Consider the following 16,792-nt stretch of genomic DNA (forward strand, 5'->3'; position numbering starts at 1 on the left):
ATTTATCAATTGTTACTTTTACACTTATATACTGAAAGACAACTATACTTATAATGAGAAAAAATATACAAATGCTAATAATTACAATACTTATAGGAACTTCATGTTCTTCTAAAGCAATTGTTACTAATACTAATTTGTCACTTTCAGATAAAAAAGCGACACCTGAAACTGTTTCTCTTTATAAAAAACTAAACCAATTAGCCCTAAAAGGTTATTTATTTGGACATCAGGATGATCTTGCCTATGGCGTAAACTGGAAATACGAAAAGGACAGAAGTGATATAAAAGATGTTGTTGGAGATTATCCGGCTGTGTATGGTTGGGATCTGGCAGGCCTGGAAAAAGGCAGTCCTAATAATATAGACGGAATTCCATTTACAAAAATGAAACAATACATAGAGGAAAGTCATGAAAGAGGCGGAATTACAACCATAAGCTGGCATTTTGACAATCCCGCAACCGGAAAAAGTGCTTGGGATAATACTCCAAATGCTGCAAAAACAGTTTTACCGGGCGGAGAAAACCATCAAAAATTTACCCTTTGGCTAGATAAAGCAGCCAACTATCTTTTATCCTTAAAAGATAAAAAAGGAAAAAACATTCCAATTCTTTTCAGACCTTATCATGAACTTACCGGAGGCTGGTTTTGGTGGGGAAAGGGAAATTGTACTCCTGAAGAATTTAAAACTTTATGGAAATTTACTATTGACTACCTTCAGAAAAAAGGCGTCCATAATTTAATTTATGTCTACAACACCAGCAGTTTCAACTCAAAAGAAGATTTTTTAGTACATTATCCGGGTGATAATTATGCTGACATTTTAAGCTTCGATTCGTATCAGAATAATGACGATAAAGAAGGTGTGAAATTCATTAATGAAGTTCAGAATCAACTTAAAATAGTAAACGAAATCGGGATCGAAAAACACAAATTAATCGCTGTCGCAGAAGCAGGTTACGAAGCAATTCCCGACCCAAAATGGTGGACAGGTACTTTATCAAAAGCTATTGGCGATTACAAGATATCTTATGTTTTATTATGGCGAAATCATGGCTGGCAGGAAAAAGAACAAAAAATGCATTATTACGTTCCATACACTGGACAAATAAGTGAAAAAGATTTTGTCGATTTTTATAATCTTGACAAAACCTTATTTGAAAAAGACATTCAGAAAGCATTAAAATAATAACCAAATCTAATTACAACCTTTAAAAAGAACCCAATGCACGACAAAATTAGTTTAAAAGAAAAAGTAGGTTACGGTCTTGGAGATGCTGCATCATCCATGTTCTGGAAAATTTTCAGCATGTACCTGCTCTTTTTCTATACCGACGTTTTCGGATTGGCACCTGCTGTCGTAGGAACCATGTTTTTAATCACCAGAATCTGGGATTCCTGCTTTGATCCAATTGTTGGAATCATTGCCGACAGAACCAAAAGCAAATGGGGAAAATTCAGGCCTTATTTATTGTGGGTTGCCATACCTTTTGCCGTAATTGGAGTTTTAACTTTTTACACACCCGATTTTGACGAAAAAGGGAAAATAATTTATGCTTACGTAACGTATTCGGCAATGATGATGATTTATTCATTAATCAACGTACCGTATGCATCACTTTTGGGCGTAATGTCGTCTGACCGAAAAGAGAGAAACACTTTATCTTCTTACCGAATGGTTTTTGCTTTTGGCGGAAGTTTATTGGCGCTTTGGCTAATTGAACCTCTGGTAAATTATTTCGGTGGAAGCCTAAATTCTAAATCAGGCTGGTTGGCTACGATTGCCGTTTTTGGAGTGATCACAACTGCTTTTTTCTGGGGTTGCTTTTTCTTTACAAAAGAAAGAGTGAAACCAATTTCTGATGAACAATCCAACTTAAAAGAAGATTTAAAAGACTTATTAAAAAATAAACCATGGTGGATTTTGCTGGGAGCCGGAATTGGTGCCTTAGTTTTCAATTCTATCCGCGATGGAGCTGCCGTTTATTACTTTAAATATTATGTAAGCAGTAGTATCAACTTCGATTTTTCACTTTTCGGAACAGATTTTCACATGACTCCAACTTCTATTTATTTGGTTTTGGGTCAGGCTGCCAACATCATCGGCGTTATTATCGCAACACCTATTGCGAATAAAATCGGGAAGAAAAAAACCTTTTTTGGAGCCATGGCTTTAGCTGCCATTTTGAGTTTAGTGTTTTATTTCTTCGGAAAAGAGGATATTTTCCTAATTCTGAGTTTTCAGGTTTTAATCAGCATTTGTGCAGGTTGCATTTTCCCATTAATCTGGTCAATGTATGCTGACAGCGCCGATTATTCAGAATGGAAACAAGGCCGAAGAGCCACAGGATTAGTATTCTCTGCTTCATCTATGTCACAAAAATTTGGCTGGACCATTGGAGGTGCCGGAGCCGGATGGCTGTTAGGTTATTATGGATTTCAGGCCAATGTCGAACAAACTGCTGTTGCCCAAAACGGAATTCAATTAATGTTAAGCATACTTCCTGCAATTGCAGCTTTTATATCAGTCGCTTTTATTTTGTTTTATCCCTTATCTGAAGAAAAACTGCAAACCATAGAACAAGATTTAAACGAAAAAAGAGACCAGACCATTTAAAATTATACAGATACAGAAATTGATTAATATGACAACAATAGCCACTTCCACTACATTTCAGGATAGAAAAGTAGCATTAGAAAGAGAACATAAAACCCTTATAGAGCAAAAAAATGCTCCTGAAGAAAATGCTGGAAACGGCATATATCAACGCTATAAAAAACCAGTAGTTACAGCGGCTCACGTGCCACTGAACTGGCGTTTTGATTTGAACGAAAAAACAAATCCATTTTTGCAGGAACGCATCGGAATGAATGCTGCTTTTAACGCCGGTGCCATGAAATGGAACGGTAAATATTTATTGGCTGTTCGTGTTGAAGGAATTGACAGAAAATCCTTTTTCGCTATTGCGGAAAGTCCAAATGGTGTCGATAATTTCAAGTTTTGGGAGAAACCATGCGTTATTCCGCAAACTGCAGAGCCGGACACTAACGTTTACGATATGCGTTTAATCAATCATGAAGACGGCTGGGTTTATGGCATTTTTTGTACTGAAAGAAAAGATCCGAAAGCACCAAAAGGCGATACAAGTTCGGCTGTAGCCAATGCAGGAATTGTGCGTTCTAAAGATTTAGTGAATTGGGAAAGACTTCCTGATTTGATTTCGAACACCGGACAACAGCGAAATGTAGTTTTGCATCCGGAATTTGTAAACGGAAAATATGCTTTATATACACGTCCGCAAGATGGATTTATCGATGTTGGAGCTGGTGGTGGAATTGGTTTAGGTTATGTTGATGACATTACAAATCCTGTTGTAAAAGAGGAGAGAATTATTTTCGGAAAACAATATCATACTATTTATGAATTAAAAAATGGTCTTGGCCCTGCTCCGATCAAAACCGAAAAAGGCTGGCTGCATTTGGCACACGGGGTTCGTAACACCGCTGCAGGCTTACGCTACACGCTTTATATGTTCATGACCGATTTGAATGATATTACAAAAGTAACACACGTTCCTGCCGGTCATTTTATGGGACCTGAAGGCATTGAAAGAGTTGGCGACGTATCGAATGTTCTGTTCTCTAACGGGTGGATTGAAGATAACGACGGAACAGTTTATGTATACTATGCTTCATCAGATACGAGAATGCATGTTGCGGTTTCATCAGTTGCAAAACTAGTTGACTATGTTATGAACGCTCCGGCAGATACTTTTATTTCTGCAGGATCTGTGAAAACAATCATCAGTCAAATTGAAAAAAATAACGCAATTTAATTTATCGTGTCAAAACAAAAGCAACTCAAATCAGAATTAACTGCCGAACTTGATGCTATCCTGAAGTATTGGTCAAAAAATACGATTGACAATCAAAATGGAGGTTTTATTGGTCAGATTGATTTTAACGATCATACGATTGCTACTGCTGAAAAGGGTTCTGTTTTGAATGCCCGAATTTTATGGTCGTTTTCTGCCAGCTATCAGGTTACTAAAAATGAAGAGCATAAAAAATTAGCGACGAGAGCTTTTGACTTTCTTTCAAAATATTTTTACGATGCAGAGTTTGGAGGTTTATTTTGGAGTATCAATACTGATAAAACGCCAAAAGATACTAAAAATCAGATTTATGCTTTGGCTTTTGCGATTTATGGATTAACTGAATATTATGCTATTTCTAAAGAAGAAAAAGCTTTAGAAATAGCTATAAACTTATATTTACAAATACAAAGACATAGCTACGATCCTGTAAACAAAGGTTATTTCGAAGCTTTTACAAGAGATTGGCAGCCCATTGAAGATTTACGTTTAAGCGATAAAGATGCCAACGAAAAAAAAACAATGAACACACATTTGCATATTATTGAGGCTTATGCAAATTTGTTTAAAGTATGGAAAGATGAAACGCTTCGAAAAGACAGCATCGAATTATTAGAAACAATAGAAAAATATTTCATTAATACCAAAACCGGACATCTTCGTTTATTTTTCGATGAAAACTGGATCGAAAAACCGGATGTCATTTCATACGGACACGACATTGAAGCAGCCTGGCTTTTATTGCAATGTGCCGAAATTTCAGAAGATGAAACTCTAATTGCCAGTTATAAAAAACATGCTATTCAAATAGCTGAGGTTACTCAGGAAGGTTTAGATACAGATGGAGGTTTATGGTATGAATTAGATCCAAAAAACAACGAATTAACTGCTGAAAAACATTGGTGGGTTCAGGCCGAAGCTTTAATTGGTTTTTATAATACTTACGAATTAACCGGTGATGAAAAATTTTTAGACCTGGTTTTGAAAAACTGGGATTTCATTAAAAAACACATTTTAGACCAGGAAAACGGAGAATGGGTTTGGGGAATTTACCGTGATTATTCCTTGATCGAAAAAGATAAAGCTGGTTTTTGGAAATGTCCTTATCATAACAGCCGCGCGTGTTTAGAACTAATTCTAAGAATAAAAGACTAAACTTCCTTACAGCAAAAGACAAATTATTGTATTTAAAAATTTTGATTATGAAACAATTCTTATTTTTTAGTTTATTATTTCTAACTGCAATAACAAATGCCCAAACCAATCTGGTTAAAAACGGTGGATTTGAATCCGAATTAATCAATTGGCGTGGTGATGTTGCGACAATTTCTCCCTATGATAAAAAGACAGGAAAAAACGGCGCTGTGATTAATCAATTTGTTGGAAACGAATGGAAGGCAATTGACCAAATAATGACGATTCCTAAAAACACTTATGCTGTAGCGTTTAGTGTCTGGATTAAAACAGAAGGTATTGAAGGAGGAAAAGAAGCCTACAATGCAGGAGCTATGATTGCTGAATTTACAAACAATGCCGAAAAGCAAATTAGTTCAGAAGCGATTGCACAAGTAAAAGGGTCTAATCCCTGGACAAACTACAAAAAAACAATTAAGACTCCTGCTGGTGCACAAAAAATAAGAATAATGCTGGCTTTGGCGCAGACTAGCGGTTCTATTTATTTTGATGATGTAAAAGCTGTTACTTTATCTGAAGAAGAATATTCTAAATTAAACCCGGTTACAGCAAATCCAGAAAATTAAAAAAATGAAAACAACATTTCTCAAAATAGCATTTTTAAGTTTGTCGATTTTAACATTGGTGAATTGTTCATCGGATAATGAATCAGACCCTGAAAAGATCGACCCGAATCCCGTAGACGATACTAAAATAACCACTCAAAACGTAACAAAATTTATTGTAGATAAAGGTGCCACTCCAGAAACTGTAGCTTTATTTTATAATTTAAAAAAACTAGGTGAATCCAAAGTTGCCATTGGACAACAGGATGCATTTAATAATTTTTATCAGGATGCCGCAGGAGAATCTGACATTAAGAAAAATACAGGCTTTGATCCAGCCGTTTTAGGTTCGGATTTCATATTTATTACAGATAAAAACAATAATAATCAGTCTGATAACTGGTTTTATCAACAGGAAACAAAAACTATAAGTGATGTAAAACTTGCTTACGCTAAAGGCATTATCAACACTTTTAGCTGGCATTTAAGAGAACCTAATAACGAAGATTCTTTTTATGCATCCGATATGACATCGGCACAAAAAAATACTGCTTTTAAAAGTATTTTACCTGGCGGAGCAAATCACGAATGGTACAAGAAAAAACTGGATAAAGTGGCCAGTGTATTTTTAAATCTAAAAGGTTCAAAAGGAGAATTGATTCCGATAATCTTCAGACCTTTTCATGAATTTGACGGAAGCTGGTTTTGGTGGGGTGCTAATTTTTGTACGCCCGAAGAATACAAAACTGCTTATAAATTTACAGTTGATTATTTAAAAAACACAAAAGGCGTTCATAATGTTTTGTATGCGTTTTCGCCTGATAACTCGTATTCGACATCCGAATCTTATTTAAGCCGATATCCCGGAGATGCCTATGTTGATGTTTTAGGAATGGACAATTATGGCGACTTTAACAATCAAGGCCTTACTGGCGCCAAAAATGCCAATTTAAAATTAAAAATGATATCGACTTTGGCTTATACAAAAGTTAAAATTGCGGCATTGACCGAAACAGGATATCAGGTTACAGCAACAACTCCGCCTATTACAGATTGGTTTTCTAATTATTTATACACAGCATTAAACGATCATCCTACATTTGATGTCCCTCTTATTTCGATAAGTTATGTAATGTTTTGGACAAATAGTAAAGAAGCATATTTTGTACCGAATGGTTCTGTACCAAATGCAGCTGATTTTAAAACGTTCACAGAAAAGCCAAAATCGGCATTATTGAATTCTTTGCCGAAGATGTATGAATTGCCGAAATAATCTAGTGGGGAAGTGGCATGTAGATGACCGGCATTTAAGCTGGATTTACACAGATTTATTATCGTTTTTTTTCATTCTGAAGAACGAGGAATCACGAATTTGATTGCGAAATTTCTAGTGTGATTTCTCCTTCGTCGAAATGAAAAAGCTTGTAAAATATCAAAATAGTCAAGATGAAAAAATTAACCCTTATAGCATTTACAATTATTTTGTTGCAATGCTCCTGCTCAAAATCAGATGAAAATTCTTCTGATCCAACTCCAACCCCGGAGGAGCCCGTAATAAAAGAACAAATAGATCCAACTATAGCAAATACTATTGGTTTTTTTCTGGACAATTGGGCAACCAAAAACTTTACATCTCCAGCCAGCTTTACAGATGCAACTATTCCTGAAGCAACAAATTCAACTGTAACTGTTGATTATGCTAACGTAATAACAAAAATTCCCTCTTCAATTTACGGAAATAATGCCAATTTATGGTCGGGTAAATTAATTACAAATACGGCTTTAGTAACTGACATCTCAAATCTAAAACCAAATATTATTAGATTTCCCGGCGGAAGCATTAGTGATATCTATTTTTGGAATGCAAGCAGCAATCCTTCAACAGCACCTTCAAAATTAATGAAGGCTGATGGAACGGAAGAAAACTCTGGTTTCTGGTTCGGAAAAAATGATGAAGACTGGACCATTTCATTAGATAATTATTACCAGCTTTTACAATCCACAAACAGTAAAGGAATTATTACCATTAACTACGGTTATGCCAGATACGGAACAGGCGCAAATCCTGTTGCGGATGCAGCAAAATTAGCAGCTGACTGGGTAACGTACGACAATGGAAGAACACAATATTGGGAAATTGGAAATGAAGTTTATGCCGATTGGGAAGCAAGTTACAGAATCAATACAGCCAACAATAAAGATGGACAACCTGAACTATTAAATGGCCAGTTATATGCGCAACACTTTAAAATAATTGCCGATGCAATGCGAAAAGCTGCATCTGCTGTTGGAAACTCAAATATTAAAATTGGTGCCATAATGGTCGAAAGTCCCCCTGCAAGTTATCTACCGGATTGTTATAAAACCTGGAATGACAAACTGTTAAAAAACATTGAAAACAAAGCTGATTATTATGTAATTCATAATTACTATACCAACTACAATACAAATGCCCCTGCATCTGAAATCTTAGAAACTCCTAAAAAAGTAACGGCTGACATGATGACTTTTTGCAAAAATGCATTGACATCCACCAGTAATGAAATTAAACCTTTTGCTTTAGATGAATGGAATATTTTCTCAATCGGAAGCAAACAACAAGTATCACACATCAACGGAATGCACGCCGTCTTGATTTTAGGAGAAGTTTTAAAAAACAAAATTGGCCTTGCAGCACGTTGGGATTTGGCAAACGGCTGGGCAAATGGAGATGATCACGGAATGTTTAGCAACGGAGATGAGCCTAATATTCCGAGAGGAAATCCTCGTCCGGCATTTTATCACATGTATTATTTTCAAAAATACATGGGAGATCGTTTAATAGAGGCTGATAAAGACAGTAATGGAAATTACGAAGTATATGCTTCCTCATTTTCTGACGGAAAAATAGGTTTGACCTTTGTAAATAAAGCGACAACTTCCATAAATATAAAGTTAAAATTGAATAACTTCCTGACGGGTAAAAGAATGTTTTGGTATACTTTAATTGGCGATACTGATAATGGAGAATTCTCAAGAAAAGTAATCATTAACGGAAACGGACCAACCTTGACCGCAGGCGGACCAACAAATTACGCCACTATTAAGCCTTTTTCATCCTTGATAACAAATGGAACAAATGTAACTTTACCCGCAAGGTCTTCTGTTTTTGTGGTTATTGAAAAAAAATAAATTAAAATTATCAATTTAATAAGAATGAAAAATTCAATTTCAAAATTAGTGCTTCTTGCCTTATGCCTGGTAAACTTTAGTTGTCAGGCTCAGGAACAACCAAGAATTACCGTAAAAGGAACACAATTTTACAAAGGAGATAAACCGTACGCTTACATTGGAACGAATTATTGGTACGGAAGTTTATTGGCTTCGAAAAAAATCGGTGACCGAAAAAGACTTTTACGAGAACTCGATTTAATGCAGAAAAATGGCATTGACAACTTAAGAGTTTTAGTGGGTGGCGACGGCGGAAAATACGATTTTACTGTTCGTCCGGCTTTGCAATATGAACAAGGAAAATACGATGAAGATTTGCTTGACGGATTGGATTTCCTGATGAATGAAATGCATAAACGTAAAATGTACGCAGTTTTATACCTGACAAACAACTGGGAATGGTCTGGCGGGATGTCACAATATTTAGAGTGGAATGGCAAAGGTCCGGTTCCGGTTCCGGGAATTGCACCGAATACCTGGCCTCAGTTTATGGCGTATACAGAACAATTTCACAGTTGCGAACCTTGTATGCAGGCTTTAGAAAATCATGTGAAATTTATTACGGGAAGAACAAATCCTTATTCTCATAAAAAATATACGGACGATAATACGATTATGGCGTGGCAAGTTGGAAATGAACCGAGACTTTTTACCGTTGAAAATGAAGCGAAATTTACGGTTTGGCTGAATAATATTGTGAATTTAATGGACAGTTTGGATAAAAACCATTTGATTTCGACTGGTTCGGAAGGATTGAACAGCTCGAATGATGATATTGGGATTTTTGAGAGAACGCATCAAAATCCGAATATTGATTATTTGACTATGCACATCTGGCCAAAAAACTGGGGATGGTTCAAAGCAGATAATGCGGAGAAAACATTACCAACAACTTTAGAAAATGCCGGAAAATATATTGACAAACATGTGGCCGTGGCAAATCATTTAAAACGTCCAATAATTATTGAAGAATTTGGTTTAGGAAGAGAAAATGAAAGTTTATTACCAACAGCATCGGTTGCAAACCGCGATGTTTTCTACAATTATATTTTTGGAAGAGTTGCTGAAAGTGTTAAAAATAATGGACCGTTGCAAGGCGCCAATTTCTGGGGTTTTGGCGGTGAAGGAAAAGCCATAAATGAAAGTGGAAAATGGAGTCCGGGCGATCCTTTGACGACTGATCCTCCGCAGGAACCACAAGGATTGAATTCGGTTTTTTCTTCGGATATATCGACATTAAATATCGTAAAAAAATATAACGACCAATTAAAAAAAAATTAAACCATATAAGTTCATCTAAGTGATTATAGGCTAAACTTTGCTCAATACTAAACTTATATTTTCTAAATCATATAAGCTATATAAGCTAAACTTTGAGCTATATTTAAATGAACTTATATCACTATATGGTTTAAAAAACATTCCAGCATGAAAAAAATCTTTATTCTTTTTTGTTTCGTTTTTGTAAATCTTTCTTTTTCACAGAAGAAACAAGATTTTGTTTTGAAATCTCCTGATGGAAAAATTGAAGTCAAGATTTTGGTAACTGATAAAATTTCATGGAACATTTCGCATGAAAAAGATGTGATTTTGGCTCCTTCTGAAATGTCTATGACTTTGGATGAAAATGTTATTTTAGGAAAAGAACCAGTCGTTTTAAATTCGAAGAAAGAAAGTGTTGCTACTTCATTTGAATCTCGGTTTTACAAAAAGAAATCAGTTCAGAATAAATACAATCAGTTAGTTTTAAATTTTAAAAATGATTTTAGCATTGAATATCGCGCTTTTAATGACGGTGTTGCGTATCGATTTATCACTAAAAAGAAAAAAGACATTACAATAAAAAACGAAGAAGTAGTTTTAAATTTCGATCAGGATTACAATACGCTGATGCCGTATGTCAGAGATTTGAGAAATCCGAAAGATCCTTATATTTCTTCTTTTGAATCGCATTATGAAGGCAAGAAAGTAAGCGAATTTACAAAAGATACTTTGGCTTTTTTGCCTTTTTTAATTGATTATAAAAACCATAAAAAGGCAGTTTTCCTAGAAGCGAATGTTGAAGATTATCCGGGATTGTTTGTTACTAATAATAGCTCAAAATCTGGTTTTGAATCTCGCTTTTCAAAATATCCGTTAAAAGAAATTAATGGCGGTTTTAATTACCTCAACAAACTAATTACCGAAAGAGCTGATTATTTGGTTACAACTAAAGGAACACGAAATTTCCCCTGGAGAATTATTGTGATCTCTGAAAATGATGCCGAATTAGCCAATAATGACATGGTTCAGAAATTATCAGAGCCATCCAAAATAAAAGACATTTCGTGGATCAAACCCGGAAAAGTAGCCTGGGATTGGTGGAATGACTGGAACATTTATAACGTCGATTTTAAAGCGGGAATCAACACCCAGACTTATAAATATTACATTGATTTTGCCTCAAAAAACAAGGTAGAATATGTGGTTTTGGATGAAGGCTGGAGCGTTGAAACCGATATCATGAAACACAATCCGAATGTTGATTTGGAAGTTTTAATCGCTTACGCAAAAGAGAGAAACGTCGGCATTATTTTGTGGAGTTCCTGGATGGCATTGAATGAAAATATAGAAGGTATTTTTGAGAATTATTCGAAACTTGGAATCAAAGGTTTTAAAGTTGATTTTATTGATCGTGATGATGCTAAAATGGTAAATTCTGTTTATGCTATTGCTGAAAAAGCCGCTAAATATAAATTGCTTTTAGATTTTCATGGCATGTACAAACCAACCGGAATTCAGAGAACGTATCCGAACATCCTCAATTTTGAAGGCGTTAAAGGATTAGAAAACAATAAATGGACGCCAAATGATGATGTTCCGTTATACGATTGTACAATTCCGTTTATCAGAATGATGGCGGGGCCGATGGATTATACTCCCGGTGCGATGCGAAATACTACTAAAAGCGAATTCAAACCAAATAATTCGAATCCGGTAAGTCAGGGAACAAGATGTCATCAATTAGCACTTTACACGATTTTTGAAGCACCTTTGCAAATGATGGCCGATAGTCCGACCGCTTATATGAAGGAACAGGAAAGCACAGATTTTATTGCTAAGATTCCAACCACTTTTGATGAAACTGTGGCTTTGGATGGTGAAGTTGGAAAATTCGTTGCAATCGCCCGCAGAAAAGCAAATACTTGGTATCTAGGTGCTATAACAAATTGGGATTCCCGAGAAATAACAATTGATTTTTCTTTCCTTGAAAAAGGTAAAAAATTTGAAGCTGCAATTTTCTCCGATGGAATGAATGCTGATAAATCGGCTGTAGATTATAAAAAAGAAAATATTACGGTTGATTCGACAACGAAACTGAAATATCGATTGGCAAGCGGTGGTGGATTGGCGATGATTATAAAATAAAAAATATCCTCTAATTATAGAGGATATTTTTCTTCTATCATCTTCTTTATTATTTTTTCAACCCAAAATACATCGACAAAATCTAATTGTAACATTCTCGATGGTGGAGACTCTGTATACTTAATTGAAAATTCTTCTATAAAAGCCGTAAAACAAGGAATTCCATCATTAGAATTAGCTTGAATATACCATTTCTCTTTTCTATGAACTTCTAAATATCGTATTATAACCTTAAACCTAGCAATATCATCACTATTAAAATAAGAAAATTCAAATGTTTGAATACAATTAAATAAATCGTGTTTAGAACTAACCCATCCTTGCCTTAAATTGATTACTTTCTTTTTATTGAATGGTTTCTTATTGTCATTTACAAAGAAAGTGTGTATTACTTTTGTGTCTTTATACAAAAGTAATTTATACTCTAAGCCTATACCAAATCGATCCTTACTAAAACCAATAAATAAATCAAAAACTTCAGGTTTATTGTTCTTTTCTAAATTTTTATTTTCAGGCTTAAAAATCTGAGAAGCAATAAAGAGATAATTAATTGGAGCTATAGCATGGCTAAACTTTGTTGGGTTATCCATCCTATCATTTTGCCAATATGGTTTTCTTGAATAATAAGAATGTCTTTGATCAATATGTTTGTAACCTGTCGATTCATTACCATACGCCAATATCAATCCATTAACTTGTGAAACACCTCTAATTGATAATTTATTCTCTCCTACATGCAAAAGGTTTAATCGCGAATACTCTGGATCTTTAGCTTTTTCTATTATATGAATTAGCTCCTGATCAGTAAATAAAATTTCATTCATAAAACTATATCTCTACTTGATTATCTAAAAAGATTATTTCAAGATAACTTCAATCGCATTCAATTCATCTGTCGTAAACTCCGTATTTTGCAAACAATCAATATTGTTGCATAATTGTTTTACAGAACTTGCTCCAATTAAAACCGATGTAATTCGTTTATCTTTTTGCAACCAAGCCAAAGCCATTTGTGCTAAAGATTGGTTTCTATTATGAGCAATTTCGTTCAACTGAACTAACTTCTGAATTCTTTCTGTTGTAACTTCATTTTCTTTCAAATGCCCATTTGGATTATGTGCTCTTGAGTTTTCCGGAATTCCGTTAAGATATTTATCGGTTAGTAATCCTTGTGCCAAAGGTGAAAAAGCAATACAACCCACTCCTTTTTCTTCCAAAACATCTAATAAACCATTTTCAACCCAACGTTCCAGCATTGAATATTTTGCCTGATGAATCAAACAAGGTGTTCCTAATTGTTTCAAAACATCAACTGCAACCCTAGTCTGCTCTGCCGAATAATTACTGATTCCGACATACAAAGCTTTTCCACTTCTTACGGCATAATCCAAAGCCATCATGGTTTCTTCAATCGGAGTTTCCGGATCTGGACGATGCGAATAGAAAATATCGACATAATCGACTTTCATTCTCTTTAAACTCTGATCTAAACTCGACAATAGATATTTTCTTGACCCCCAATCTCCATAAGGTCCATTCCACATGGTGTAGCCAGCTTTAGTCGAAATAATGATTTCATCACGTAAATTTCCCTGAAAATTATGCCATAGGATTTTACCAAAATTAGTTTCTGCAGAACCTGGAACCGGTCCATAATTATTGGCTAGGTCGAAATGCGTGATTCCCTTATCAAAAGCTTCCACAGCGATACTTTCGGCATTATCAAAATTATCTACCGATCCGAAGTTATGCCATAATCCTAAAGAAATTTCAGGTAACAATAACCCGCTTTTTCCACATCTGTTATATTTCATTATTTTTATTTAATGGTTGTAGTTTAATAGGTTTTAAAGGTAAAAAAAAGTAATAAATAAAGCTGTCTTTTTTTAATCTCGCAAAGACGCGAAGTTTAATTTTTAAATGTTAAGATTGAATAGCGTCTAGCTTTAGCTGGATGAAAATAGATAAAACGAAAAGGCTTTAGCCAAACTGTTACTAGTTTGGCTAAAGCCCTTCTCTATTCAAATCTTGTTTCCCTTAGCTGAAGCTAGGGGCTATGCAGAAAAATTTTATTGCTTTGCAAGATTAAAAACTTCGTGCCCTAGTGCCTTTGTGGCAAAAAAACTTTTATTCTTTTATTTCAAAACCACTCTCCAAACCTTTGTCAGAACTTCCTCCAACCATAATTTTAAAAGTTCCTTCTTCTACTAAATAATTCCCTTCGTTATCATAAAAACCAAGTTCTTTATTTGTTAAAGTAAAAGTCACGGTTTTCGTTTCTCCTTTTTTCAGGTTTATTAATTCAAAACCTTTTAACTCTTTTATCGGACGAATGATACTGGCGAACTCATCGTGAATGTATAATTGTACGACTTCTTTTCCATCATAATTTCCTGAATTGGTAACCTCAACAGTTATTTGTACTTTTTCTCCTTTTGAAAAAGCAGTTTTGTTTATTTTCAGATTTTTATAATCGAATTTGGTATAACTCAAACCAAATCCAAAAGGAAATTGAGATGTTTTCTCCACATCCATATAATGCGACCAAAAAACATTTTTATCACTGTCAATTGGTCTTCCTGTGCTGTATTTATTATAATAAATTGGAACCTGCCCAACATTTCTTGGAAACGACATCGGCAATTTTCCACTCGGATTATAATCTCCATATAAAACCTGAGCCACTGCATTTCCGGTTTGAGTTCCTAAATGCCAAGCCTCAACAATCGCAGGAACATGTTCTGCAGCCCAAGGAATACTCAACGGACGACCGTTATTTAAAACCAAGACCACATTCGGATTTACTTTGTAAATTTCTTCTAACAATTCTTGCTGTAATCCTGGTAAATTAAGATCTGTTCTGCTGCGTCCTTCCCCACTCTGAAAACCATATTCTCCTAAAACCATTACCACAACATCAGCATTTTTAGCTGCTGTTTTTGCTGCTTCAAATCCGCTTTTATCAGTTGTATTGAAAACAGTTTCTGTCAAAAAAGTAGCTTTTTGCGACAACAAATCAACTCCTTTTTCAAAAGTTAATTGATTGTCTTTGTATTGCTGCATTCCTTCTAAGACTGAAACAGCCGAATTATCATCTGCAGCAATTCTCCAGCTTCCTAATGGACTGTTTTTATCATTTGCCAAAGCACCTATCAAAGCAATTTTTTGTCCTGTTTTCTTCAGTGGAAGCAAATTCTTTTCGTTCTTCAATAAAACAATAGATTTCTTAGCCATGTCCAAAACACCGTCATTATTGGCTTTACTTCCAATCGTAGCTTTTTCACGTTTTTCGTCGCAATATCTGTATGGATCATCAAACAATCCTAATTCAAATTTCACTCTCAAAATTCGACGGACAGCATCGTCAACTAAAGCTTCTTTTACTTTTCCTTCTTTCACTAAACCAGTTAGTTTTGCGACATATAAATACGATTCCATATCCATGTCAGAACCTGCATTTACGGCTTTTGCAGTTGCATCAGCTTCGTCTTTGGCATAACCGTGTGCGATCATTTCACGAATCGAAGCATAATCTGAAATCACAAAACCATCAAATTTCCATTTTCCCTTTAAAATATCTCTTTGTAAAAATGCATTTCCGGTTGCCGGAACGCCATTCAAAGTATTAAAAGAATTCATAAACGTTCGAACTCCAGCTTGTACTGTCGCTTCAAAAGGAGGCAAAACCGAATTATACAATTTAGAATTGCTGATGTCTACAATATTATATTCCAATCCTGCTTCAACATAACCGTATGCCGCAAAGTGTTTGGCACAAGCTGCAATTGTATTTACTTTAGCCAAATCAGCGATAGTTTCTCCCTGAAAACCTTTTACTCTAGCATAACCCACTTTGCTTCCTAAATAAGGATCTTCTCCTGCTCCTTCCATCACACGTCCCCAGCGTGCATCGTTTGCCACATCGACATTCGGACCAAAAGTCCAGTTAATTCCAGATGCCGAAGCTTCATCAGCCGCAATCGCCGCCGATTTTTTAATAGCCTCTAAATCCCAACTCGCCGCTTCTGCCAGCGGAATCGGGCTTAACGTTTTATAGCCATGTATTACATCAAAACCAATAATAAGCGGAATTCCCAAACGGGTTTCTTCCACCGCAATTTTCTGCACCGCACGAACTTCCTTAACACCGCGAACCGTCAGCATTGAACCAACCCAGCCTTTTCGCAAATGTTCGTATTTCAATTCTGCAGTTCCGCCTTTTGGAGCCGGCCCCGTAACATCCCAAAAACCATTGTATTGGTTCATCTGCCCCACTTTTTCCTCCAAAGTCATTAAAGGTAAAAGCAAATCAATACGTTCTTCAATGGTTTTAGTTTTATCGAGATAGGGCTTTTTTTGTGCATTCATATTTCCAGTAAACAGGGCTATAACGCCAATAATTAGTAATTTTTTATTTTTCATAGTGGTTTTTTAAAGGTGCTAAGGTTCTAAGGAACTAAGATGCTAAGGTTTAAAACTTTGCGAGGTTATCGCAATATTGTCATCCTGAGAAACGAAGGGACACACAAGGGATTACGTAAGCAGCGTCGTCAATCTTT

Annotated in this window: 12 protein-coding genes; 9 read left to right on the forward strand and 3 right to left on the reverse strand. The window is 35.3% G+C overall.

Going from position 1 to position 16,792, the window contains the following annotated elements; translation table 11 throughout:
• The first annotated feature begins 71 nt into the window (after positions 1-71).
• From AC6CH4_RS16650 to AC6CH4_RS16690, 9 genes are all read left to right on the forward strand, one after another.
• The gene (locus AC6CH4_RS16650) at positions 72-1,190 is read left to right on the forward strand and encodes a glycoside hydrolase family 26 protein (protein WP_498104904.1); all 1,119 of its coding nucleotides are present in this window, start codon (positions 72-74) and stop codon (positions 1,188-1,190) included.
• Positions 1,191-1,226: 36 nt separating this feature from the next.
• Positions 1,227-2,618: an MFS transporter gene (locus tag AC6CH4_RS16655; protein WP_498104906.1), complete on the forward strand. Its 1,392-nt coding sequence runs from the start codon at positions 1,227-1,229 to the stop codon at positions 2,616-2,618.
• A 28-nt stretch (positions 2,619-2,646) separates the two neighbouring features.
• Positions 2,647-3,837, forward strand: coding sequence for a glycoside hydrolase family 130 protein (locus AC6CH4_RS16660; protein ID WP_498104908.1), 1,191 nt, complete (start codon positions 2,647-2,649; stop codon positions 3,835-3,837).
• 6 nt (positions 3,838-3,843) lie between these two features.
• Positions 3,844-5,031, forward strand: a complete 1,188-nt coding sequence (locus AC6CH4_RS16665; RefSeq protein WP_498104910.1) for an AGE family epimerase/isomerase — start codon at positions 3,844-3,846, stop codon at positions 5,029-5,031.
• A 47-nt stretch (positions 5,032-5,078) separates the two neighbouring features.
• Positions 5,079-5,636: a hypothetical protein gene (locus tag AC6CH4_RS16670; protein ID WP_498104912.1), complete on the forward strand. Its 558-nt coding sequence runs from the start codon at positions 5,079-5,081 to the stop codon at positions 5,634-5,636.
• Positions 5,637-5,640: 4 nt separating this feature from the next.
• On the forward strand, positions 5,641-6,888 hold the full coding sequence (locus AC6CH4_RS16675) for a glycoside hydrolase family 26 protein (protein WP_498104914.1): 1,248 nt from the start codon (positions 5,641-5,643) through the stop codon (positions 6,886-6,888).
• 173 nt (positions 6,889-7,061) lie between these two features.
• The gene (locus tag AC6CH4_RS16680; RefSeq protein ID WP_498104916.1) at positions 7,062-8,786 is read left to right on the forward strand and encodes an alpha-L-arabinofuranosidase family protein; all 1,725 of its coding nucleotides are present in this window, start codon (positions 7,062-7,064) and stop codon (positions 8,784-8,786) included.
• A gap of 24 nt (positions 8,787-8,810) precedes the next feature.
• Positions 8,811-10,106: a glycoside hydrolase 5 family protein gene (locus AC6CH4_RS16685; protein ID WP_498104918.1), complete on the forward strand. Its 1,296-nt coding sequence runs from the start codon at positions 8,811-8,813 to the stop codon at positions 10,104-10,106.
• 147 nt (positions 10,107-10,253) lie between these two features.
• A complete protein-coding gene (locus tag AC6CH4_RS16690; RefSeq protein WP_498104920.1) occupies positions 10,254-12,233 on the forward strand; it encodes a retaining alpha-galactosidase in 1,980 nt (659 codons plus the stop codon).
• Between the two features lie 14 nt (positions 12,234-12,247).
• On the opposite strand, the gene AC6CH4_RS16695 is transcribed toward AC6CH4_RS16690, so the two are convergent.
• The 3 genes from AC6CH4_RS16695 to bglX all read right to left on the reverse strand — a co-directional run bounded on the left by AC6CH4_RS16695 (position 12,248) and on the right by bglX (position 16,655).
• Complete coding sequence (locus AC6CH4_RS16695; RefSeq protein ID WP_498104922.1) at positions 12,248-13,057, reverse strand: hypothetical protein; 810 nt, start codon at positions 13,055-13,057, stop codon at positions 12,248-12,250.
• A gap of 33 nt (positions 13,058-13,090) precedes the next feature.
• Complete coding sequence (locus AC6CH4_RS16700) at positions 13,091-14,047, reverse strand: aldo/keto reductase (protein ID WP_498104924.1); 957 nt, start codon at positions 14,045-14,047, stop codon at positions 13,091-13,093.
• 313 nt (positions 14,048-14,360) lie between these two features.
• Positions 14,361-16,655 (reverse strand): beta-glucosidase BglX, encoded by a 2,295-nt coding sequence (bglX, locus tag AC6CH4_RS16705; protein WP_498104926.1) that lies wholly within the window; start codon positions 16,653-16,655, stop codon positions 14,361-14,363.
• Between the last annotated feature and the right edge of the window lie 137 nt (positions 16,656-16,792).

The organism is Flavobacterium sp. GQ95 (genome assembly GCF_059758655.1).